Genomic DNA, 21,999 nt, shown 5'->3' on the forward strand with positions numbered 1-21,999 from the left:
CATCGGGATTGAGGACGNAGGGCGCGGGCGCCGCGTGCCGCACGGGGNNNGCGGGCGGCGCGGGAGCGGGCGGCACGGCCGGGGCGCCGACCCCTCCCGCCACCACCGGAGGGCCGTCCGGCCCACCCGCGTACGCGGCGCCCGGCACCGCGGCGGCACCGGGAACCTGCGCGCCCGGCCCCGGCACGTGGGCCGCGGCGGGCCCCGGCTGGAGGCGCGCCCCGCGTTCCAGCCGCTCCAGGCGGGCCTGCACCGACCGCTCGTCGTCGAACGCGGCGGGCAGCAGCACGCGGGCGCAGATCAGCTCCAGCTGGAGGCGCGGCGAGGTGGCGCCGCGCATCTCGGTGAGCCCGGTGTTGACGATGTCGGCGGCGCGGCTGAGCTCGGCGGCGCCGAACGTGGACGCCTGCGCCTGCATGCGCTCGACGACGTCGGCGGGCCCGTCGACGAGCCCCTTGTCGGCGGCGTCGGGCACGGCGGCGAGGATCACCAGGTCGCGCAGCCGCTCCAGCAGGTCGGCGACGAACCGGCGGGGGTCGTTGCCGCCCTCGACGACCCGGTCGACCACCTCGAACGCGGCCGCGCCGTCCCCGGTCGCGAACGCCTCGACGACCGCGTCGAGCAGCGACCCGTCGGTGTACCCCAGGAGGGACGTGGCCATGGCGTACGTCACGCCCTCCTCGCCGGCGCCGGCGAGGAGCTGGTCCATGACGGACATCGAGTCGCGCACCGACCCGGCGCCGGCCCGCACGACGAGCGGCAGCACGCCGTCCTCGACGGGGATCTGCTCGCGCCCGCAGACCTCGGCGAGGTACTCCCGCAGCGTGCCCGGCGGCACGAGCCGGAAGGGGTAGTGGTGGGTCCGCGACCGAATGGTCCCGATGACCTTCTCGGGCTCGGTCGTGGCGAAGATGAACTTGAGGTGCTCCGGCGGCTCCTCGACCACCTTCAGCAGGGCGTTGAACCCCGCCGAGGTGACCATGTGCGCCTCGTCGATGATGTAGATCTTGTACCGGCTGGAGGCGGGCCCGAAGAACGCCTTCTCCCGCAGGTCGCGGGCGTCGTCCACGCCGCCGTGCGACGCGGCGTCGATCTCGATCACGTCGATGGAGCCCGGGCCGTTGCGCGCGAGGTCCCGGCAGGACTGGCACGCGCCGCACGGCGTCGGCGTGGGCCCCTGCTCGCAGTTCAGGCACCGGGCGAGGATGCGGGCGCTGGTCGTCTTGCCGCAGCCGCGCGGCCCGCTGAACAGGTACGCGTGGTTGACCCGGTTGTTCCGCAGCGCCTGCTGCAGCGGGTCGGTGACATGCTCCTGCCCGATGACCTCGGCGAAGGACTCGGGTCGATAGCGGCGGTACAGCGCGAGGGACGACACGCTTACGACGATATCGGGCCGCACCGACAACCGGACGGCCCCGCGTTCCCCACCGGGGCCNCGCCGCCACCCGTCACCGCCCCCAACGCAAGCGCCCCCCACGCACCCGCCAGAGCCGACCTACCCTTGCTGCCTTCCGGCCCTGGGGGAGTTCAGTCAGATAGCGCCACGTGAGGGGCTGCGCCCAGGGTACCCGATCCGTCGCCCGGCGAACGAGTTCGCGAGTACCCCTGGGAGTCATGTAATGTTCCCGGCGGAGGATTCGCCTAGAGGCCTAGGGCGCACGCTTGGAAAGCGTGTTGGGGGCAACCCCTCACGAGTTCGAATCTCGTATCCTCCGCCAGCTCAGAGGGCCGGACCGCGAAAGCGGTCCGGCCCTCTGGCGTTTCTCCGTCTCGGTTTCCGTCTCAGTCGGTTTTCCCACCGGTGGCGGGCGGCTCCCACAGCGCGTCCCCGACCTGCCGGGCGACCTCGCGCGGCATGACACCGGTCACCCGTACGCAGCGGGCGGGCATCCGCGCCGCTCCGCGGTGCGCGGGTCGATCCGGTGGCGAACGGGAGGGAGGCCGGGGCGAGTGGTGGGGCGCCAGGGACGGAACGCCGTCCGCGGCCGCACCGCGCCCGGATGGGGTGCGACCTGCCGAGCGGTGACGAGAACGGTTCAGTCCCGGCCCGGGCGGGCGCGTCCCCGGCCCCGACTCCGGCCCTGCAGGACCTCCACCAGCGCTCCCAGGGCGAACGACTGGACCAGGGCGCTGATGACGACCCCGCCGACCAGGTACCAGACGGACGCGTCCACCCCTCGGACCGCCCCGACGGCACCCGCCGCCAGCAGGGAGGTGGGGGCGGTGAGGAGGAAGGGCCACATCCCGACGATCCCGGGGTTCAGGAACAGTGCGGCGGCCACCTCGACCACGACGGACGCGCCGACGAGCCCCAGATAGACGGCGGAAGCCGTGTTGGCGAAGGTCAGACGCAACAGGGTGCGGGCGTTCATCAGGTTCCCCCCGAGATGTGATGTCCCCCCATGCTCCTGACGGGGCCGTGGCCCCGGCGTGAGCATCCGTACTCACCATCGGCACGCCCCGGCCGGGTGGGAGGTCGCCGAGGGGCATGGACCGGCGGAGGCGGCGGAGGCGGCGGAACAGGCGCCAAAAGGTCCCGCGAGGCCGAACGGTCCACCGGAGCGCCCGTACAACCATGCGGGCCGGTCGCGAGTCTGTGTCGGGCACGGCATTTCCGTGCCCGATCTTCCCGTGGGGGTCCACCTTGCAGTTCCACTCCACTCGCCTCGCCATGGCCGTCACCGCCGTCCTCGCCGTCACGGCCCTCGGCGCCGGCACGCTGGCCACCGCACCGGCCGCCTTCGCCGCCGGCTCGGAATCCGTGTCGGGCCCGGCCGCGGCCGGGCAGTCCGCCGCCCTTCCCGTCTTCCCGACGGGCTCCGATCTCGCCGGCGCGGGCGCCACCGGGTTCCTCTCCTACTCCTTCACCCAGAGCGGGGCCACCAACCTGCTCTGGACGCCGTACGACGGCGGGGCCCCGACCCGGTTCCGGAAGCCCGAGAACGGCGGTTGGTCCATGGCGGGCGGTGACGTGCTCGTCCTCGGCGACGCCAATTGGACCATCAAGATGCGTTCGCTCACCCTGCTGAACATGGCCGACCCCTCCGCCCCGGGCGTCGCCATCGACCTCGGTGCCCTCAACGGCAACTACCTGGCCGTACTGAGCCCGACGAGCGTGCTCGCCCAGGTGACGAAGGACGACGGCACGGCGGAACTCCACATCGTCAGCAAGGACGGTGCCACGACGACGAGCCGCGAGGTGTCGGGGCTGCCCGCGGACGCCACGGACTTCTTCAGCTCCGGGGTCCAGGACGGGGTCGCCCTCGTCGGATACGAGACGGGCCCGGCGGGCGCCAGGACCGGCGGCCGGGCGCTGGTCGACGTGACGACCGGGACGGTGGTCGAGACGTACGCCTCCGCCGAGTCCGGGTACGACCTCGGCTCTCTGATGTTCTCCGGTTCGCATGTGGCCTGGCTCGAGTACGAGATCGGCACCGGGCTGTTCGTCACTTCCGTCGACCGCAGGACGCTCGAGCGGAAGCGGACCTTCGTGGGCTCCCGCGCCGAAGAGAATTACGGGGGCCTCGTGGGCGGCTGGCTGATGTACGGCAACGCCTCGACCCCCCTCCGGGCCGTCTCCCTGACCAGTGGTGAGACCCGCGACCTCGTCGACCGCGTGACCGGTTCGGCGGCGGCGGGCGACGGCAGCGTACTGGTGAGCGGCGGCCGGGCCGCCGACGGCGAGGGGCTGTTCCGGATCGCGGCCGCGGCGGACGGCACCCTGACGGTCACCAAGGTGGCGGAGGCGGGCGAGCCGGCCGGGCAGGCCGAGCTGAGCATCGAGGAGGTCCACGTCCCCGACACGGTGAACCTCGACACGACCGGCGGCAAGGTGACCCTGGGGTGGACGCTGTCGCACCGCGACGCCCACCTGGACGTCACGCTCACGCACACCGCCACGGGCAAGGAGTTCCGCACCCGCGTGAACGCCCCCGCCACCGGCACCCGCTTCTCCTTCACCTGGGACGGCACCATCGACGGGGTGGACGCGCCGAACGGCCCCTACGGGGTGGAGGCCGAGGCGAGGTTCCTCGACGGCTCCGGGGAACCCGCCTACCAGGGCTGGCTCATGAAGGTGGTCCGCGCGGTCAATCCGCACGACTACACGAACAACGGCTCCACGGACCTCCTCGCCCGGGACGCCGCCGGCGTGCTGTGGCGCGACGACCTGCGGGACCGGTCGGCCGACGGCAGGATCGAGTCCGCCCGACGCACCCAGGTCGGCCGGGGCTGGCAGACGTACAAGCAGATCGAGGCCGTCGGCGACATCGCGGGCAACGAGGTCGGCGACCTGGTCGCCCTCGACGGTTCCGGCGTGCTCTGGCACTACCTCGGCAAGGGCGACGGCACGTTCGCCGCCCGGGAGCGGGTCGGCAGCGGCTGGGGCGTCTACAACAAGCTCACCGGCGGCTCGGACCTCGACGGCGACGGCCGTGCCGACCTCCTCGCCGTGGACACCGCCGGAGTCCTCTGGTTCTACAAGGGCACGAGCATCCCCTCCGCCCCCTTCGCCGCCCGCGTGCGGATCGGCAGCGGCTGGAACGCCTTCACCCAGCTGGTCGGCGCCGGCGACGTCGACAACGACGGGCGCCCGGACATGATCGCGTACGGGACCGGCGGCACGTACCTCTACCGTTCGACGGGCTCCGTCACCGCCCCCTTCACCCGTTGGTCGACGTCGCTGTACGCGGGCGAGGGCTCCAAGTTCAACAACGTCGTGTGAGAAGCGGCCCCGCCGCGCACCGCGCCGTCCCCGGTGCCACCGCCGGGGCGCCACCGCCGCCGCGGTCGCCCTCGCGGTGACCGCGGACGGCGGGCGCGCCCCGGCCACGGCGGTGGCCGGGGCGGCGGGGGGTGGTCAGGTGCCGACGTAGGCCGCGAGGTGTTCGCCGGTGAGGGTGGAGCGGGCGGCGACGAGGTCGGCGGGGGTGCCCTCGAAGACGATCCGGCCGCCGTCGTGGCCGGCGCCGGGGCCGAGGTCGACGATCCAGTCGGCGTGCGCCATGACCGCCTGGTGGTGCTCGACGACGATGACGGACTTGCCGGAGTCGACGAGCCGGTCGAGCAGGCCGAGCAGTTGCCCGACGTCGGCGAGGTGGAGGCCGGTGGTCGGTTCGTCGAGGACGTAGATCCCGCCGTCGCCGGCCATGTGGGTGGCCAGCTTGAGCCGCTGCCGCTCGCCTCCGGACAGGGTGGTGAGGGGCTGGCCGAGGGTGAGGTAGCCGAGTCCGACGTCGGCGAGCCGGTCGAGGACGGCGCGCGCGGCCGGGGTGCGCGCCTCGCCCGTGCCGAAGAACTCCCCCGCCTCGGTCACCGACATCGCGAGCACCTCGCTGATGTCCCTGCCGCCGAGCCGGTGTTCGAGCACCGACGCCTGGTACCGCTTCCCCTCGCAGTCCTCGCAGGTGGTCGCGGTGCCGGCCATCATCGCCAGGTCCGTGTAGAGGACGCCGGCGCCGTTGCACCGGGGGCAGGCGCCCTCGGAGTTGGCGCTGAACAGTGCCGGCTTCACGCCGTTGGCCTTGGCGAACGCCTTGCGGATCGGGTCGAGCAGGCCGGTGTACGTCGCCGGGTTGCTCCGCCGGGAGCCGCGGATCGGGGTCTGGTCGACCGACACCACGCCCGCGCCGTCGGACTCCGGCCCCCGGCCCGGCGACCCGTGCACCAGCGACCCGTGCACCAGCGAGCTCTTGCCGGAACCGGCGACTCCGGTGACGGCGACGAGCACCCCGAGCGGGATGTCGACGTCGACGCCGCGCAGGTTGTTCGCCGTCGCGCCGCGGATCCGGAGCGCGCCGGTGGGCTCGCGCACGGTCTTCTTGAGGGAGGCCCGGTCGCCGAGGTTGCGGCCGGTGACGGTGCCCGAGGCCCGCAGCTCCTCGACGGTGCCCTCGAAGCAGACGGTGCCGCCCGCCGCGCCGGCGCCGGGGCCGAGGTCGACGACGTGGTCGGCGATGGCGATCGTCTCCGGCTTGTGCTCCACGACGAGCACCGTGTTGCCCTTGTCCCGCAGCCGCAGCAGCAGGTCGTTCATCCGCTGGATGTCGTGGGGGTGCAGGCCGACGGTCGGCTCGTCGAAGACGTAGGTGACGTCGGTGAGCGAGGAGCCGAGGTGGCGGACCATCTTGACGCGCTGCGCCTCGCCGCCCGAGAGCGTGGCCGCCGGCCGGTCGAGCGCGAGGTAGCCCAGGCCGATCTCCACGAACGAGTCGAGGGTCCGCCGCAGCGCGGCCAGCAGCGGCGCCACGCCGGCGTACCCCCCGTCCGGGGAGTCCGGGGAGTCCGGGGAGTCCGGGGAGTCCGGTGCCTCCGGGGTGTCGTCGGGGGCGGGCTCGCCGAGGCCGCGGACCCATTCGGCCAGGTCGCTGATCTGCATGGCGCAGGCGTCGGCGATGTTCACGCCCCTGATCCGCGACGACCGGGCCGCCTCGTTGAGCCGGGTGCCGTCGCAGTCGGGGCAGGTGGTGAAGGTGACCGCCCGGTCCACGAACGCGCGGACGTGCGGCTGCATCACCTCCCGGTCCTTGGCGAGGAACGACTTCCGGACCCGCGGGATCAGCCCTTCGTACGTGAGGTTGGCGCCCCCGATCCTCACCTTGGTCGGCTCGCGGTGGAGGAAGTCGCGCAGCTCGGCCTCGGTGTAGTCGCGGATGGGCTTGTCCGGGTCGAGGAAGCCCGACTCGGCGAAGAGCCGCGTGTTCCAGCCCTTCTCCCCGTAGCCGGGGACGAGGATCGCGCCTTCGGCGAGCGATCTGGAGTCGTCGTAGAGCCGGGTCAGGTCGAAGTCGGTGACGGTGCCGCGGCCCTCGCAGCGGGCGCACATGCCGCCGGTGCGGGTGTAGGCCACCTTCACGGCCTTGCTGTCGCCGCGTTCGACGCTGATCGCGCCACTCGCCCGGACGGAGGGGAGGTTGAAGGCGAAGGCGCCGGGCGGGCCGACGTACGGCTGGCCGAGCCGGCTGAAGAGGATGCGCAGCATGGCGTTGGCGTCGGTGGCGGTGCCGACCGTGGAGCGGGGGTCGCCGCCCATCCGCTGCTGGTCGACGATGATCGCGGTCGTCAGCCCGTCGAGGACGTCGACGTCCGGTCGCGCCTGCGCCGGCATGAAGCCCTGCACGAAGGCGCTGTAGGTCTCGTTGATCAGCCGCTGGGACTCCGCGGCGATCGTGTCGAACACCAGGGAGCTCTTGCCCGACCCGGAGACGCCGGTGAACACCGTCAGCCGGCGCTTGGGGATCTCGACGCTGACGTTCCTGAGGTTGTTCTCGCGTGCGCCGTGCACGCGGATCAGGTCGTGGGTGTCGGCGACGTGCGGCGCGGACGGCGCGGCCGGCCGCGCGTCCGTCCTCGTGGGCTCGCTCATGGTGTCTCCCTGCTGTCGGCGGGGTGTCGCCGCCCGGGCCGGAGTCGGGGTCGGGTTCGGGTTCGGGTTCGGAGTCGAGGTCGGGACCGGTGGAATCGGAGGTGGCGGGGATGGGGGGTNNTGGGGTGAAGNTGGTGGGTGGGGTGGAGGCGGCGGGGGCCGGGGCCGCGTGCCGGCCCCACGGGGCCGTCCGTACGGGCCGCGGCCCCTGCCTCGGCCGTGGCTGCGGCCGCGGCCACGGCCACGGCCGAGGTCACCGGACGGTTCAGCGCAGTTCCTGGATGCGGACCAGGTTGCCCGCGGGGTCGCGGACGGCGCAGTCGCGCATGCCGTACGGCTGCTCGGTGGGCTCCTGGACGATCTCGGCGCCGCTCGCCTGGAGCCGCTCGAAGGTGGCGTCGAGGTCCTTGGTGGCCAGCAGGATCCAGCCGTAGGTGCCCTTGGCCATCATCTCGGTGACGGTGCGGCGCTCGTCGTCGGTGATGCCGGGGTCGGTGGCCGGCGGCGCCAGGAGGATGGAGGTGCCGGGCTGACCGGCGGGACCGACCGTGATCCAGCGCATCGTGCCCTGGCCGACGTCGTTGCGGACCTCGAAGCCGAGGGTGTCGCGGTAGAAGGCCAGGGAGGCGTCCGGGTCGTCGTGGGGGAGGAAGCTCGCGTGAATGGTGATGTCCATGGGCTTCACGCTAGGCGCGGCTCCGCGGCCCGCGCTTCTCGATTCCTGACCGGTCTGGTCACCTGCTTCACCAGGCAGTGCGGGACCCCCGCCGTCGTGCGCGCCGCCCGGCGGCGGTAGGCGCCGGGCGGCATGCCGACCAGTTCGGTGAAGCGGGTGGTGAAGGTGCCCAGCGACGAGCAGCCGACCGCGAAGCAGACCTCGGTGACGCTGAGGTCGCCCCGGCGCAGCAGCGCCATCGCACGCTCGATGCGCCGCGTCATCAGGTAGGCGTACGGCGGTTCGCCGTAGGCGAGCCGGAACTGGCGGCTGAGGTGCCCGGCCGACATGTTCACACCGCGAGCGAGCGCCTCGACGTCCAGCGGCTGCGCGTACTCCCGGTCGATCCGGTCACGGACGCGGCGCAGCCGGACGAGATCGTTCAAGTTCTGTGCTGCGGCTGGCCTATTGCTCACACATACGATCGTTTCACACCGCGGCGGGGCGTGCGGCGGGCCGCCGGGACCGCGTACCGGCCGGGCGCCTGCCGACCCGGAGCGGTGCGGACCGGGGGCGTCGGTACGGACCGGCGGGGGCCGGACGGGGCCGGTGGGGTATGGCTCGGGGCCGGTGGGGTACGGNNCGCGGGCGGGTGAGGTACGGCGCGGGGCGGGTGGTCAGTCCGGGTGCACGTCGCTGCGGCGGTCCGAGGCGGGCCAGACGTACGGCAGGTCGTCGGGCACGTCGGGGAAGACCTCGGCGTAGGCGGCCGGCTCCTTGCGCACCAGGGCCGAGCGGTGGCTGCGGTGGAAGGCGTCGTCGCCGAGCCAGGGGGGCAGCTCCCCGGCGGCCGCCAGGTCCGCCTGGCAGCGCACCGGCGCGTGGGGGTGGAGCGCGGCGAAGCCGGAGACGAGGGAGGCGGCGCAACTGTCCTGGTGACCCCGCTCGCGCCACACCCTGCACACCTCCAGGCCGTACCGGACCAGCGCCTCCTCGTACCCGGTCCACATCCGCACCGCCGGGTGCCGGCGCCAGCCGTAACCGGGCACGGTGAGCCCCCGCAGCACCTGCAGCGCCTCGACCCGCTGCTTGCCGAGCCGGCGGCGGTCCAGGGCGAGCGCGGAGGAGTGGAAGTCGGGGTACGGCAGGAAGGTCTGCATCACTCGCCCTTCGTACGGCGTGCGCGGGTCCGGTGCCCGCCCCCGTGCGGGTACCACGCGGGGCGCCGGCCGCACCCGCCCCNCCNANCNGCCGGGGGAGCCGGGCGCGGCGGGACCGGGTGGNNNCCCCTGCCTCTTATACACAGGACCGGGGAAGCCGGGGCGGGACCGGCCCGTCCGCCGTTCGGTGATCCCGGGTGATTCCCCCGCCGGGACCGGGGCACCCTCAGGGTGGGCCGGCGCCCCGGCCCCGACCCAGGNGANATGTATAANNGAGAGACGCCCTCCCCCACCGGCTGGACGGCAGGCAGGAACATGGACACGCACCACGACGGCCCCGACCGCGACCACCGGCGCCCCGAGGGCGTCAGCGACACGCTGGTGGAGGCGCTGGGGTCGCTGTCGAAGGCGCTGGAGACGACGGAGCGCGCACGGGGCCACCTCTACGGTTTCCACCAGCTGACCGGCACGGCGGACCTGGAGCTGGACCGGGCCGTGGAGCTGCTGCGCCAGGCCGGCCATCCGGAGTGGGCCGAGCGGGTGCGGAAGGAGATCCTGGGCCGCAACGTCATCCCCGGCCACTGGACCTTCCAGATCGTCGAGGCCTACGACGAGACGTACTACCAGCCGTTCAAGGACCTCGAACGCGCCGCGGTGGACGAGCTGGCCGAAGGCCGCACCCATCTGTACGAGGCGGAGATGAAGGAGGCCCGCCGCACGGCCGGCCACCCCGATCACACCGCCCGGCCCGACACGGCTCCCTGACGGTCCCGGCGGATCCCCGAGGGCGTACGCCCGGACGGCCGGGCCCGGCCCCGGGCCGGGAGTCCGGCCCCGACCGGGGACGCGACCGCCGACCGGCCACCGGCCGCCGGTGAGGACCTCGCCGACGGCCCCGGGAGGCACGGGGTGCCGAAGGCCCCGGCCGCACCGGCCCGGCGCGGAGCGCGGGCGGGTGCGGCCGGGGCCTTCGTAGCCGGGGCCTTCGTAGCCGGGGCCTTCGTAGCCGGGGCCTTCGTGGCCGGGGCCTTCGTGGCCGGGGCCTTCGTGACGCCGCCGGACATGGACACCGGGCCCGGGGCATTGGACGCCCCGGGCCCGGCGCCCGGCCTCAGGGGTCGAACGCCAAGCGGCAGGCACCCGGCCTCGGACGCCCGGCCTCGGACATCAAGCACCCGGCCTTGGGCGTCCGGCCTCAGGCGCCGTTCGCTCGGCGGCGGCGCGTGAGGAGCACCGCGCCGGCGCCGAGCGCCACGGCGGCGCCGCTCGCGAGGGCCGGGCCGCCCAGGGCGTCGGACGAACCGGTGTCGGCGAGGGCCCCGGCCGTCGCGGACGTCGGGGTCGTCGCGGGTGTCGGGGTGGTCGTGCCGGGCAGCGGCGTGGTTCCGGTACCGCCCTGCGGGGCCGGCGTGTTCGGCGGAGGAGTCGTGGCCGGGGCCGCGACGACTTGGAACGCGTGCCTCTTCAGGGTCGTGTTGGCACCGCAGTCGTCGCCGCGCTCGTACCAGCCGCTCACCTCGATCCGGCCCGACCAGTCCTTGATCGAGGCGGCGGGGCTCAGCCGCAGTCTGAGGTCCGCGTGGGCGCCGGGCTCCAGCTCGCCGACGTTCACGGCGATCCCCTTCGAGTTCCAGGGGCGCCACGTGGTGGACGGGCCCGTGGAGAACCGGGGCGTGAACAGGGTGACGAGGTCCTGCCCGCCGGGGGCGAGGGCGACCTGCCCGTACGCGCGGTCCACGGTCTTCCCGGTGTTGTTCGTCACGCGGACGGTGAGGTCGACGGTGCTGCCCGCGGCGACCTTCGCGGGCAGGCCGGTCAGCTCGGCGACGAGGCGGTCGTCCTCGGCGCACATGCCGTCGCCGTCCTCGTCCCCCTTCCCGTCTTCGTCCTTCTTCGCGTCCTCGAGCGCCTTCTCGGCGGCGGCGAGGTCGGCGGCGGCCTCCTCCACGGCCTTCGTCAGCCGCGCATAGACCTGGGAGGCTTCGATGTGCATGTCGGCGAGCGCGTCACGGGCGTCGATCAGCTTCTTGTCCGCGGTCTCCTTCGCGGTGGCCGCGGTGGCGGCGGTGGTCTCCGCGGCCTTGACCGCGGCCTCGGCGGCCTTTTTCTCCTCCTCCGTCGCCGTGCCGGGCAGGGCGGCGAGCTTCGCCCTCGCCTCCTCCAGGGCCTTCACCGCGGCGGTGTGCGCGGCGGCGGCCTCGGTGGCCTTCTCCCTGGCGGCGGCGACCGCGAGGGCCTCCGGCGTGGTGTCGGAGAGGAGGAGTTCCCTGAGCTTCTCGTAACCGGCCTTCTTGGCGGCCACCGCCGCCTCGTACGCCTTCCGGGCCTCCGTCACGGCCTTCTCCAGGTCCGCGAGGGACGGGCTCTTCGCGGACGCGGACCGCTCCGGCGACGCGGCCGCCCCGGACGACGCGGCCGGTCCCGACTGCGCGGCCGGTCCGGAAGCGGCCGGCGGCGCGGGCGGCGGGCTCGCCGTCGCCGCGTGGACCGGGGAGGCGGCGAGGAGGAGGACGGGCGCGGTGACGGCGGCGGCGACGGCCGCCGCGAGAGTACGTCTGGTCTTCACGGATGCTCTTTCTCGGGAGCGGACGTCGTGAACGCGGTGGTGCGCACGTGCGGTCGTCCGATCGTACGGAGCAAATGGCCGCCCGGCGGGGGGAGTTCGCCACCGGGCGCGCCGCCCGGCGGCGGAACGGACGGCTCCACCGCCGGACATGTCCGGACGATCCGCGCAGTTGCCCGCACGGGTCCGGTTTTCCGTGTGGGGATTGTCATCCGGGCCCGGCGGGCGCTCAGTCGCAGACGTGCCGGTCCCGCTCCGGCGAGTACAGGTGGCTGTCGCGGAACTCCGTCGCCGCCAGCGTCCGGCCGACGATGATCACCGCCGTGCGGGTGACGCCCGCCGCCTTCGTCCGCGCCGCGATGTCCGCGAGGGTGCCGCGCAGCACCAGCTCGTCGGGGCGGCTGGCCATGGCGACGACGGCGGCCGGGCAGTCCTCGCCGTAGTGCGGTACGAGTTCGGCGACGACGCGGTCGACGTAGCGGGCCGCCAGGTGCAGCACCAGCAGGGCGCCGCTGCGGCCCAGCGTCGCCAGGTCCTCGCCCTCCGGCATGGGCGTGGCCTGCTGCGCGATCCGCGTCAGGATGACGGTCTGGCCGACGGTCGGGACGGTCAGCTCCCGCTTCAACGCCGCCGCGGCCGCCGCGAACGCCGGGACGCCGGGGACCATCTCGTACGGCACCCCGGCCGCGTCCAGGCGCCGCATCTGCTCCGCGACCGCGCTGAACACGGACGGGTCGCCGGAGTGCAGCCGCGCCACGTCGTGGCCCGCCTTGTGGGCGGCGACCAGCTCGGCGGTGATGGCGTCCAGGTCCATGCGGGCCGTGTCGACGAGCCGCGCGTCCGGCGGGCACTCGGCGAGCAGTTCCGCGGGGACGAGCGAGCCGGCGTACAGGCACACCCGGCAGGAGGCGAGGGTGCGGGCGCCCCGCACCGTGATCAGGTCGGCGGCGCCGGGGCCCGCACCGATGAAGTAGACCGTCATTGTTCCTCTGCTCCCGCCTTCGTTACGGACCACTGCGTGACCGGCATCGCCTGCCGCCAGCCGGTGAAGCCGCCCACCGGGACGGCGTGGGCGACCGCCAGCCGTACGAGTTCGCCGCCGTGCCGCCGGTACCGCTCGGCGAGCAGCGCCTCCGACTCCAGCGTCACGGTGTTGGCGACCAGCCGTCCGCCGGGGCGCAGCGCCGCCCAGCAGGCGTCGAGCAGACCGGGCGCGGTGAGGCCGCCGCCGACGAAGACGGCGTCCGGCGCGTCGAGGCCCGCGAGGCCGTCCGGTGCGGCGGCGGTGACCACGCGCAGGCCGGGCACGCCCAGGGCGGCGGCGTTGCGGGCGATCCGCGCCGCCCGCACCGGGTCGCGTTCGACGGCGACGGCGCGGCAGGTGCGGTGGACGCGCATCCACTCGATGCCGATGGACCCGGAGCCGCCGCCGACGTCCCACAGCAGTTCGCCCGGCGCGGGTGCCAGCGCGGCGAGCGTCGCGGCGCGGACGTGGCGCTTGGTGAGCTGGCCGTCGTGCTCGTAGGCGTCGTCGGGGAGGCCCGGCACGGCGCCGAGGCGCGGGGCGCCGGGCGCGCGGACGCACTCGACGGCGATCAGGTTCAGCGGGTCGCCCGGCGGGTGGGGCCAGGCGTCGGCGGTGCCGTGCAGGGCGCGCTCGCGGTCCGGGTGGCCGAGCTGCTCCAGTACGCGCAGGCGGCTCGGGCCGTAGCCGCGGGCGCGCAGCAGCGCGGCCACCTCGGCGGGGGTGCCCGCGCCGGCGCTCAGCACGAGCAGGCGGCGGCCGTCGTGGAGGGCGGCGGACAGGGTGTCGAGGGGGCGGCCGACGAGGGTGACCGTCTCGGTGTCCTCCTGCGGCCAGCCCAGGCGGGCGCAGGCGTACGCGACGGAGGACGGGTGCGGCAGGACGCGCAGCCGGTCCGGGCCGAGGACCTCCGCGAGGGCGCGGCCGACGCCGTGGAACATGGGGTCGCCGCTCGCCAGGACCGCGACCGCCCTGCCGGCGTGCGCCGCGAGCAGGGCGGGGACGGCGGGGCGCAGGGGGCTGGGCCACGGCACGCGGTCGGCGGTCACCTCCGCCGGGAGCAGGCCGAGCTGGCGGGCGCCGCCGCCGATCACCACGTCCGCGGCACGCAGGGCGGCGCGGGACGGCTCGGGCAGGCCGGCCCAGCCGTCGGCGCCGACGCCGACGACGGTGACGGTGTCGGCACCGGCGGGGCGGGTGTCGTCCTGGCTGCTGGATGGCCTGCTCACGGGCCGGAACCCTACCGGCCGGCCGGGGACCGGGCGGGCGGCGGGGTTCCCTCCCGGCGCGCCCGCCCGCACCGCGGCCGACCCGGAAGNGNNNCNNGNAGNGTCCCGGGGAGGGTCCCGGGGAGGGGCCCGGGGAGGAGCCCGGGACGGCAGATCCGGAGCGGTGGGCCGCCCCGCACCGCCGGCGGGCGGCGTACGACCGCCCCACCGGTGCCTCCGGACGCCCACCGGTGCCCCGGACGCCCGCCGGTGCCCCCGGACGCCCGCCGGGGGCCGGCCCCGCACGCTGCTACCTCCGGTTGTACAGCCGCATCGTGACCGCGCCGAAGACCGCGACGAACACCGCCGACCAGCCCAGCGTCCAGGCGAGGTCCGCCGCCGGGCGCCCGCCCGCCATCAGCTCCCGCACCGACGTGGCGAGGTGCGTGACGGGGTTGTTGTTGACGAACGCCTGGAGCCAGCCGGGCATGGTGCGCGGGTCGACGAAGACGTTGCTCAGGAACGTCAGCGGGAAGATCACCATCATGCTGACGCCCATCACGGACTTCTCGCTGCGCAGCAGCAGCCCGAACATCGTCCAGATCCACGAGAAGGCGAACGCGAAGACCATCAGCAGCGCCACGCCCGCCAGCACCCCGGCCGCCCCGCCGGCCGGCCGGTAGCCGATCGCCAGGCCCACGGCCAGCATCACGGCGGACGCGATCAGGTACCGGACGACGTCGCCGAGCAGGTAGCCGACCATCGGCGCGGGCCGCCAGACGGGCAGGGTGCGGAACCGGTCGAAGACGCCCTTGTCGATGTCGGTGTTGACCGCGACACCCGTGTACATGGTGATCATCACGACGCTCATCGTGAGGATGCCCGGCAGCAGGAACTGGACGTACGCCGACACCGACCCGGCGAGCGCGCCGCCGAACAGGTACGTGTACATCAGCACCATCATGATCGGGAACGCCGTCACGTCGAACAGCTGCTCCGGCACGTGCTTGATCTTCAGCAGTGCCCGCCGCCCGAACGTCAGCGACGCGGAGAGCGCGGAGGGGCGGGGCGGGCGGCGGTCCGGGTCGGCGACGAGCAGGTCGGCCAGTTCCTCGGCGCTCGGCGCGACGAACCCGGTCTCCTCGGCGGGCGCCGCCGGCCGCGCCCCGGCCCTCACCCGCGCCCCCGCCTTCTCCCTGGCCTTCGCCTTCACCGGCGGCTGCGGCTGCGGCTGCGGCTGCGGCTGCGGCTGCGGCTGCGGCTGCGGGGACCGTGACGCGGTGGTGCTCATGCCGGGCCCTCCTGTCCCGTCAGCGCCAGGAACACCTCGTCGAGGCTGGGCTGCCCCAGCGCGAAGTCGTCGACCGTGATCCCCGCCCGGGCCAGCTCGGACAGGGCCCGCGCCGCCTGCCCGGCCGCGTCCAGCTCCGTACGCCGCCCGCCGACCGCCGCGGTGAGCGCGACCGGGTCCGCGTCGAGCTGCACGACCGCGCCGAGCGCCCCGGTCAGCACCCGCACGGCCCGTTCCCGCTGCCCGGGATCGCGGAGCCGTACGCGCACCGAGCCGGCGCCGACCGACGCCTTCAGCTCGCCCTTGGTGCCCTCCGCGATGACCCGGCCCCGGTCGATCACCGCGACACGGGACGCCAACCGGTCGGCCTCCTCCAGGTACTGCGTGGTGAGGAGCACCGTCGTGCCCTGCGCGACGACCGCGCGGACGATGTCCCACACCTGGTTGCGGGAGCGCGGGTCGAGGCCCGTCGTCGGCTCGTCCAGGAACAGCAGGTCGGGCGTGTTCAGGAGGGACGCGGCGATGTCGATGCGGCGCCGCATGCCGCCCGAGTAGTGCCTGACCTGCCTGTCCGCCGCGTCGATCAGCCCGAACGCCTCCAGCAGCCGCGCCGACCTGGCGCGGGCGGCGGCCCGGGAGTGGCCGAGGAGGCGGGCGAGGAGGACCAGGTTCTCCGTACCGGTCAGGTCCTCGTCCACGGAGGCGTACTGACCGGTGAGGCTGACCCCGCCGCGCACGGCGTCGGCGTCGCGCACCACGTCCCGGCCGAACACGCGGGCCTCGCCGCCGTCCGGTCGCAGCAGTGTCGCCAGCACCTTCACGACGGTCGTCTTGCCCGCGCCGTTCGGCCCGAGCAGCCCGTACACCGTCCCGGCGGGCACGCGCAGGTCGACGCCGTCGACGGCGCGGGTGGCGCCGAAGACCTTGACCAGGCCGTGCGTCTCGACGGCGGGGCCCGGTCCGGTCCGGTCGCGACCGGGGTTCATGGGGCTGGTTCCTCCCGGCGGTGGGACCGGTTTCCGGCCGGCGGCGGGGGCGGCCGCCCGCGGTGGGCCGGGGCCCCGCGGGCGGCGCGGCGGCGGAGCCCGGTTCACTCGTGCGTGTGGAAGACGGGGAGGGCAGCGCGGGCCGTGCCGCCGCCCGCGGCCGGGCGCCGGGGCGGCGCGGCCTGTGCGCGCCCGTCTTCCCAGGGCACACCCGCCCGGCCCGGCCGGCAAGTGGATCAGTTCGCCGGCCGGCCGCCGACCGAAAGCGGTGCCCGTGATCGGCTTCGGACCGCCGGGTTCCGGAAGCGGCATTACGATGCGGCTGTCCCTGCGACATTTCCCCTGCCAGTCAAGGACGTTCGGCATGCGCAACTCTTCCGGCAGAGGGTTCCGACCCGATGGGGCGGGCACGTTCGTCACCGCCGTGAGGGCGGCCGCGGGCAGCGTCCCGGCCTGCTCACCGGTCGCGACGACCGCCGTGCTCGTCGGAGCCGCCGGGTTCGCCGCCCCCGCCGCGCTGCTGTACTGCGCGCTGCCCCTGGTGGGCATCGCGCTGGCCTACCGGAGGCTCGGGCGGCTCGACGTGAACGCGGGCGCCGTGTACTCGTGGGTGGGGCGGACCCTGCACCCGTTCCTCGGCTTCCTGTGCGGATGGGCCCTGGTCGTGTCGACGACGCTGTTCATGGTGGCGGGGGCGCTGCCGGCGGGGATGCTGACGCTGGCCCTGTTCGACCCCGCGCTGGCACGGGAGACCTGGCCGGTGACGGCGGCCGGGGCGTGCTGGCTGGGGGTGATGGTGCTGGTGGCGCTGGGCGGGGCCCGGCTGAGCGTACGGGCGCGGACGGTCGTCTCGTGCGTCGAGCTGGTGCTCCTCCTGCTGTTCGTGCTGGGCGCGGTGGCGCGCAACGGCGCGGCGGCCGCGTTCGACTGGTCGTGGCTGGGGTTCGGGGGCTTCTGCGGGGCGCCGGGCGTCGCCTCGTGCGCCCTGATCGCGGCGTTCTCCTGCCGGGGCTGGTACGTCGCCGGCGTCCGCGGCGGGGACGCGCGCGGCGGGAACGCGCGCGACGGCCGGTGCGCGGCGCGGCTCACGGCGGTCGTCGGGGTGGGGGTGGTGTTCCTGCTGTTCGAGGCGTTCACCCTCGCGGTCAACGTGGTGCTGGCGACCGAGGGCACCACCGCGGAGAGCGGTGCGGGGACCCTCGCCCTGCTCTGCGAGGCGCTCTGGCCGGGGGTCGGCGGGAAACTGCTGGTGGTGGCGGTGATGCTGTCGACCGTGGTGACCCTGGAGACGATGCTGGCCCAGGTGGCGCGGACGCTGTTCACGATGGGCCGGGACGGTACGGTGCCGGCCGCTTTCGGTCTGGTGCACCGCCGCCGGAACACCCCGTGGGTGGCCGTCGCCGCCGTCGGCGGGGCGGCGCTGGCGCTGTCCGCCGCGTCGAACGCGTTCGGCTCGGTCGGCGGCGTCGTGTCCGGCGTGGTCGGCGCGATGGGCCTGCAGATCGCGTTCTCCCACGCCCTGGCCGGGATCGCCGCCGTCGTCGCGTACCGCCGCGTGCTGCTGTCGTCGGCGCGGGAGCTGCTGCTGGGCGGGGTGTGGCCGCTGGCGGGGACCGCCTTCATGTCGTGGGTCTTCTACGAGTCGCTGGCCGAACTGCCCACCGCGGCGCTCGCGGTCGGCCTCGGGGGGCTCGCTGCGGGCCTCATTCCGATGTTCTGGTACTGGCGGCGGGGTAGTTCGTACTACCGTCCGGCAAAGCTGGACGCGGTACGGGAGCTGGCGGTGAAGAAGGACACGCCGTACGGCGACGTGCCGCGGCAGTACCGGCCGGCCGCCGACGAGACCCTGGCGACCGACTTCTGACCACGCGACCGACCACGGGATCGGGGGGAGCAGGCATGGCCGCACGCCACCGCGCCACCGGAGGGGGGCGCCCGGACCGGACCGGCGGCACCGGGAAGCCCCGGCACGGACGCACCACGAGGCGCACCGGGCTCATGGGCCGCGCCATGCGCGGGGACCGCTCCGTCCCCGAGCCGGACCCGTACTTCGGGGACGAGGCGCTCGGCGACGTACGCCACGACATAGCGGTCGGCCGCTGGCAGGGCGTGCGCGACCTGCTGCGGGAGACCGGGGACGACTGGCCGCGGCGCACCCACCGCATCCGGCTCCTCGCCCACGCGGCGGCCGACACCTCGGCCGTCGAGGGCTGGCGGGCCGCCGAACCCGACGACCCGGACGCGGCGGTGCTGCGGGCCGCGACCGAGGTGGTGCGGGTCTTCGACGCGGCGATCGCGGCGGGCCGCGGCACCGCCGTGGACCGCGCCTGCCTGGACTCCACGGTCATGGCCTGCCTGTCCGCGGCGGACGCCCGGCCCGCGGACCCGATGCCGTGGGTGTCGCTGCTGACGGTGGCCCGGCTGTACCAGGGCGGGGTGAGCCGGGTGGAGCTGCGCCGCTGGTGGGACGAGCTGCGCCGGCGCGACCCGTACAACACGGAGGGGCACGTGCAGTTGCTGCGCTACTGGTCGGCGCGGTGGCACGGCACGCACGGCGCGATGTACGACTTCGCCCGCGACGCGGCCGGCGCGGCGCCGCCCGGCTGCCCCCTGCCGGTGCTGGTGCAGATCGCCCGCGTCGAGGAGTACCGGTACGTGGTGGACGGGGCACTCGGGCGGGGACCCGGCTCGGTGCGGGGCTTCGACCAGCACTGGAAGCACGAGCTGGCGGTGGTGGAGGTACGGCGCACCTGGGAGCGCTGGATCGGCGACCGGGCGCCGGGGCCGGTCCGCCCGGAGGAGGTCGAACTGCTGAACTACCTGACCCACGCGGCGTGCCACGCGGGGCTGCCGGAGGTGGCGGACGACCTGTTCCGGCTGCTGGGGACGCGGGTCTCGCGGGTGCCGTGGTCGTACACGGGGGATCCCGTGGAGCAGTTCACGAGGTGGCGCGCACAGGCCCGCACCACCTCGTGAACCCCTGCCCGGCCCGGTCCGCGGCCCCCGCCCCGCGGCTCGGACCCGCGGCGGGACGGGGGTTCCGCGATGGGCCGGTGCCCGGCCGCCGCCGTCGGCGGCCGGGCACCGGGGGCGGTCAGACGCCGATCGGGCGGCCGTCCTCGCGGTAGACGGCGACGACGGCCGGACGGACCAGCCGGCCCGGTCCGTCGGGCCACGACGAGGCCGGCTTCTCGACGGACGCGCCGTCGACCTCGCCCGGGTGCTGCACGGCGACGAGCACCCGGCGGTTCTGGATGACCGGCCCGCACGTCTCGGCGCCCACCGGGACGGTCAGGAACTGCTTCAGCTCACCGCGCCGCTCGCCGTGCACGGCGACGCCGAACAGGCCGTCGTGGGTGCCCAGCGCGTTGCCGTCCGTGGAGATCCACAGGTTGCCGTACGCGTCGAAGGCGAGGTTGTCGGGGCAGGAGATCGGCGACACCTCCTCCTTCGGGTACCCGGCGAAGTACGTGGCGGGGTCGTCCGGGTCGCCCGCGACGAGGAAGAGCCGCCACGCGAAGCCGTCCGCCGCCGGGTCGTCCCAGTGCTCGGCGAGCTCCAGGACCTGGCCGTGCTTGTTCCTGGCGCGCGGGTTCGCCTCGTCCACACCGGGCTTGCCGTCCGTGCCGCGCTGCGAGTTGTTGGTCAGGGCGATGTAGACGCGGCCCGTGCGGGGCGACGGCTCGACGTCCTCGGGACGGTCCATCTTGGTGGCGCCGACCTTGTCCGCGGCGAGGCGCGTGAAGACGTACACCTCGTCGGCGGTCATGCCGGGGACGTGCGACACGTCGCCCGTGGCGAGCGGGATCCACACGCCGGAGCCGTCGAACTCGCCGTCGGCCGGCAGCTTGCCGGTGCCGTCGATCTCGGCGGCGGGCGAGTCGCCGGTCAGCTTCGCGACGTACAGCGTGCCCTCGTCGAGGAGGGTCAGGTTGTGCTCGCGGGCGGCGCGGGAGTTGCCCTTCATCATGCGCTTGGAGGAGACGAACTTGTAGAAGTAGTCGAACCGCTCGTCGTCGCCCATGTACACGACCGGGCGGCCGTCCTCGGTGAGCCGGGGCTGCGCGGCCTCGTGCTTGAACCGGCCGAGGGCGGTGCGCTTGCGGGGCGTGGAGTCGGGGTCGTACGGGTCGAGTTCGACGACCCAGCCGAAGCGGTGCGACTCGTTGGGCTCCTGCTGGGCGTCGAAGCGCTTGTCGAACCGCTCCCACTTGCGCTCGGTGGCGCCGGTGCCGAGGCCGTAGCGCTTGTCGGTGGTGGTGGAGCCGTTCGCGAAGTACTGGTTGAAGTTCTCCTCGCCGCTGAGGACGGTGCCCCACGGGGTCGTGCCGCCGGCGCAGTTGTTGAGCGTGCCGAGGACCTTGCGGCCCGACGGGTCGGCGGACGTCTTCAGCAGGTCGCTGCCGGCGGCGGGGCCGGTCATCTCGAACACGCTGGTCGCGGTGAGGCGGCGGTTGAGCGGGTGCCGGGTGACCGGGGTGAGCCGGCCGGTGCGGTGCTCCTCCTGCACCACCACGACGGACATGCCGTGCGCGGCCCAGGCGATCTCGACCTGCTCGCGGGTCGGGTTCTGCGGGTCGTAGCCGCGGAACATCAGGACCTCGTCGGTGTACTCGTGGTTCGCGACGAGGAGCTGGCGGCCGGGCTCGCCCCGCAGGGGGAGGAGGGAGAGGAAGTCGTTGTTGTAGCCGAACTGGCCGGCCTGCGCCCTGGCGGACTGCCGGTCCGGGTCGAAGGCGGGCGCGCCGCGCAGGATCGGCTCGCCCCAGCGGATGACGACGCTGCGGGTGTAGCCGCGCGGAACGGTGACCTCGTCGGCGGTGTTCGGCGCGACGGGCGCGAAACGCAGGCCGCGCGCGCCCGACGACGCGCCGGGGCGGTGCGCCGCCNGGGNNGNCGTCGCGGCCNNNNGGAGCGCCCGCGCCGAGGGCGGCGCCGCCCGCGGCGGTGGTGGCGGCCACCACGGCGGCGGCGCGCACCACCGAGCGGCGGGAGAGCGCCCCGGCTATGACGTCGCCGGCGTACTCGTTGCCACTGGTGTTGGGCACCTCGTGGAAGCAGGCGTCACCGCAGCGGTAACGGCACGTCAGAGCAGACCGGCCGCCGGCGTGCGGGGTCCCGGTGAGCAGCGGCAGCAGCTTGCGCACGGTGTTCCTCCTCCGGCGCGCACCGCGCCGATGTGATGTCGTGGTCGTCCGGCGGCGACGTTAGGCGGGCCTTCGAGCAGGGCGGCGGCGCGGGAGTGAACACGCGGTGAACGAGGACCGTCGAAGGTGGTCTTGACGCGGGCGGACGGCACCCGTACGCGCCACTCCGGGCGGCTAACCTTACGTGTCCGCCCTGGCCAGGGATGATTCTGGATACTCCCAGCAGTACGGACATACACGGCACCCAATATGCGAAAGGCCATGGCCCATGGGCATTCGGAGCTTGTTGCGCAAGGTGTTCGGACGCGACCGCGACGCGGAGCGCGGCGAGTCGACGGCCACTCCCTCCGTCCCGCCCCAGGCGGAACGCACGGTGCCCCAGGAAGAAACGCCGACCGTCCCGTCCCAGGGGGAACGCCAGGAGCCGAGCCCGGAGGAGGTCGCGGCGGAACTGGTGGCCGCCTCCTTCGACAACCCGAAGTCCGCGATCCCGGCGGCCCGCACCGACTCCGCGGAGGCACCGGCCGCGGAGGCACCGGCCGCGGAGACGGAGGCCCGGACGGCCACCGGGGCGGAGGGCGCGGGGGCGNANGNCNCCGCNT

General features: G+C 74.7%; 15 protein-coding genes, 1 tRNA gene, 1 other RNA gene and 3 pseudogenes. 6 read left to right on the forward strand and 14 right to left on the reverse strand.

Annotated elements, in window-relative coordinates; all coding sequences use genetic code 11:
* Positions 1-50 precede the first annotated feature (50 nt).
* Together MW084_RS13455 and ffs are read right to left on the reverse strand one after the other, a co-directional pair.
* Positions 51-1,375 (reverse strand): annotated as a pseudogene (locus tag MW084_RS13455) (DNA polymerase III subunit gamma and tau); the annotation flags it as partial.
* Positions 1,376-1,459: 84 nt separating this feature from the next.
* Positions 1,460-1,558: signal recognition particle sRNA small type (gene ffs, locus MW084_RS13460), an RNA gene on the reverse strand.
* A gap of 72 nt (positions 1,559-1,630) precedes the next feature.
* Here ffs and MW084_RS13465 point away from each other — a divergent pair.
* A tRNA-Ser gene (locus MW084_RS13465) sits at positions 1,631-1,718 on the forward strand.
* A 318-nt stretch (positions 1,719-2,036) separates the two neighbouring features.
* On the opposite strand, the gene MW084_RS13470 is transcribed toward MW084_RS13465, so the two are convergent.
* Positions 2,037-2,372: an SCO4225 family membrane protein gene (locus tag MW084_RS13470; protein WP_010473759.1), complete on the reverse strand. Its 336-nt coding sequence runs from the start codon at positions 2,370-2,372 to the stop codon at positions 2,037-2,039.
* A 272-nt stretch (positions 2,373-2,644) separates the two neighbouring features.
* On the opposite strand from MW084_RS13470, the gene MW084_RS13475 reads away from it, so the two are divergent.
* Positions 2,645-4,723 (forward strand): FG-GAP repeat domain-containing protein, encoded by a 2,079-nt coding sequence (locus MW084_RS13475; RefSeq protein WP_275563608.1) that lies wholly within the window; start codon positions 2,645-2,647, stop codon positions 4,721-4,723.
* 135 nt (positions 4,724-4,858) lie between these two features.
* Here the strand turns inward: MW084_RS13475 and MW084_RS13480 are convergent, their stop codons facing one another.
* The 4 genes from MW084_RS13480 to MW084_RS13495 form a co-directional block, all read right to left on the reverse strand.
* Positions 4,859-7,363 (reverse strand): ATP-binding cassette domain-containing protein, encoded by a 2,505-nt coding sequence (locus tag MW084_RS13480; RefSeq protein WP_010473757.1) that lies wholly within the window; start codon positions 7,361-7,363, stop codon positions 4,859-4,861.
* A gap of 265 nt (positions 7,364-7,628) precedes the next feature.
* Positions 7,629-8,039: a VOC family protein gene (locus MW084_RS13485; RefSeq protein ID WP_010473756.1), complete on the reverse strand. Its 411-nt coding sequence runs from the start codon at positions 8,037-8,039 to the stop codon at positions 7,629-7,631.
* Between the two features lie 5 nt (positions 8,040-8,044).
* Positions 8,045-8,494, reverse strand: a complete 450-nt coding sequence (locus MW084_RS13490; RefSeq protein WP_029553745.1) for a helix-turn-helix transcriptional regulator — start codon at positions 8,492-8,494, stop codon at positions 8,045-8,047.
* 201 nt (positions 8,495-8,695) lie between these two features.
* A complete protein-coding gene (locus MW084_RS13495; protein ID WP_010473753.1) occupies positions 8,696-9,178 on the reverse strand; it encodes an MSMEG_6728 family protein in 483 nt (160 codons plus the stop codon).
* A 315-nt stretch (positions 9,179-9,493) separates the two neighbouring features.
* On the opposite strand from MW084_RS13495, the gene MW084_RS13500 reads away from it, so the two are divergent.
* The gene (locus MW084_RS13500; RefSeq protein WP_010473752.1) at positions 9,494-9,943 is read left to right on the forward strand and encodes a hypothetical protein; all 450 of its coding nucleotides are present in this window, start codon (positions 9,494-9,496) and stop codon (positions 9,941-9,943) included.
* A gap of 430 nt (positions 9,944-10,373) precedes the next feature.
* On the opposite strand, the gene MW084_RS13505 is transcribed toward MW084_RS13500, so the two are convergent.
* From MW084_RS13505 to MW084_RS13525, 5 genes are all read right to left on the reverse strand, one after another.
* Positions 10,374-11,744, reverse strand: a complete 1,371-nt coding sequence (locus MW084_RS13505) for a COG1361 family protein (protein ID WP_010473751.1) — start codon at positions 11,742-11,744, stop codon at positions 10,374-10,376.
* A 226-nt stretch (positions 11,745-11,970) separates the two neighbouring features.
* On the reverse strand, positions 11,971-12,723 hold the full coding sequence (gene cobM / locus MW084_RS13510) for a precorrin-4 C(11)-methyltransferase (RefSeq protein ID WP_010473750.1): 753 nt from the start codon (positions 12,721-12,723) through the stop codon (positions 11,971-11,973).
* Positions 12,720-13,994 carry a bifunctional cobalt-precorrin-7 (C(5))-methyltransferase/cobalt-precorrin-6B (C(15))-methyltransferase gene (locus tag MW084_RS13515; protein WP_010473749.1) on the reverse strand — a complete coding sequence of 425 codons (1,275 nt, stop codon included), beginning with the start codon at positions 13,992-13,994 and terminating at the stop codon, positions 12,720-12,722. Before MW084_RS13515 ends, cobM begins: the two co-directional genes overlap by 4 nt.
* 289 nt (positions 13,995-14,283) lie before the next feature.
* Positions 14,284-15,264: an ABC transporter permease gene (locus tag MW084_RS13520; protein ID WP_010473748.1), complete on the reverse strand. Its 981-nt coding sequence runs from the start codon at positions 15,262-15,264 to the stop codon at positions 14,284-14,286.
* Positions 15,261-16,250: a daunorubicin/doxorubicin resistance ABC transporter ATP-binding protein DrrA gene (locus MW084_RS13525; RefSeq protein ID WP_010473747.1), complete on the reverse strand. Its 990-nt coding sequence runs from the start codon at positions 16,248-16,250 to the stop codon at positions 15,261-15,263. The genes MW084_RS13520 and MW084_RS13525 overlap by 4 nt, the downstream gene beginning before the upstream one ends.
* Before the next feature lie 364 nt (positions 16,251-16,614).
* On the opposite strand from MW084_RS13525, the gene MW084_RS13530 reads away from it, so the two are divergent.
* Together MW084_RS13530 and MW084_RS13535 are read left to right on the forward strand one after the other, a co-directional pair.
* Positions 16,615-18,114 (forward strand): APC family permease, encoded by a 1,500-nt coding sequence (locus tag MW084_RS13530; protein WP_010473745.1) that lies wholly within the window; start codon positions 16,615-16,617, stop codon positions 18,112-18,114.
* A gap of 134 nt (positions 18,115-18,248) precedes the next feature.
* Positions 18,249-19,226, forward strand: coding sequence for a hypothetical protein (locus tag MW084_RS13535; protein ID WP_029553742.1), 978 nt, complete (start codon positions 18,249-18,251; stop codon positions 19,224-19,226).
* Positions 19,227-19,344: 118 nt separating this feature from the next.
* On the opposite strand, the gene MW084_RS13540 is transcribed toward MW084_RS13535, so the two are convergent.
* Together MW084_RS13540 and MW084_RS13545 are read right to left on the reverse strand one after the other, a co-directional pair.
* Positions 19,345-21,139: PhoX family protein (locus MW084_RS13540; protein ID WP_275563609.1), on the reverse strand; the 1,795-nt coding region annotated here is incomplete at its 5' end.
* A 22-nt stretch (positions 21,140-21,161) separates the two neighbouring features.
* Positions 21,162-21,397: pseudogene (locus MW084_RS13545) on the reverse strand (phosphatase); the annotation flags it as partial.
* 268 nt (positions 21,398-21,665) lie between these two features.
* Between MW084_RS13545 and MW084_RS13550 the strand changes: the two are divergent.
* Positions 21,666-21,986: pseudogene (locus MW084_RS13550) on the forward strand (VWA domain-containing protein); the annotation flags it as partial.
* Positions 21,987-21,999 lie beyond the last annotated feature (13 nt).

Origin of the sequence: Streptomyces sudanensis (genome assembly GCF_023614315.1) — a bacterium.
In the GTDB taxonomy this organism is placed as follows: domain Bacteria; phylum Actinomycetota; class Actinomycetes; order Streptomycetales; family Streptomycetaceae; genus Streptomyces; species Streptomyces sudanensis.

Coding starts and splice junctions, on each gene's coding strand:
- MW084_RS13500 (WP_010473752.1), top strand. CDS start 9,494: ATGGACACGCACCACGACGGCCCCGACCGCGACCACCGGCGCCCCGAG.
- MW084_RS13485 (WP_010473756.1), bottom strand. CDS start 8,039: ATGGACATCACCATTCACGCGAGCTTCCTCCCCCACGACGACCCGGAC.
- MW084_RS13520 (WP_010473748.1), bottom strand. CDS start 15,264: ATGAGCACCACCGCGTCACGGTCCCCGCAGCCGCAGCCGCAGCCGCAG.
- MW084_RS13535 (WP_029553742.1), top strand. CDS start 18,249: ATGGGCCGCGCCATGCGCGGGGACCGCTCCGTCCCCGAGCCGGACCCG.
- MW084_RS13495 (WP_010473753.1), bottom strand. CDS start 9,178: ATGCAGACCTTCCTGCCGTACCCCGACTTCCACTCCTCCGCGCTCGCC.
- MW084_RS13530 (WP_010473745.1), top strand. CDS start 16,615: ATGCGCAACTCTTCCGGCAGAGGGTTCCGACCCGATGGGGCGGGCACG.
- MW084_RS13470 (WP_010473759.1), bottom strand. CDS start 2,372: ATGAACGCCCGCACCCTGTTGCGTCTGACCTTCGCCAACACGGCTTCC.
- MW084_RS13525 (WP_010473747.1), bottom strand. CDS start 16,250: ATGAACCCCGGTCGCGACCGGACCGGACCGGGCCCCGCCGTCGAGACG.
- cobM (WP_010473750.1), bottom strand. CDS start 12,723: ATGACGGTCTACTTCATCGGTGCGGGCCCCGGCGCCGCCGACCTGATC.
- MW084_RS13480 (WP_010473757.1), bottom strand. CDS start 7,363: ATGAGCGAGCCCACGAGGACGGACGCGCGGCCGGCCGCGCCGTCCGCG.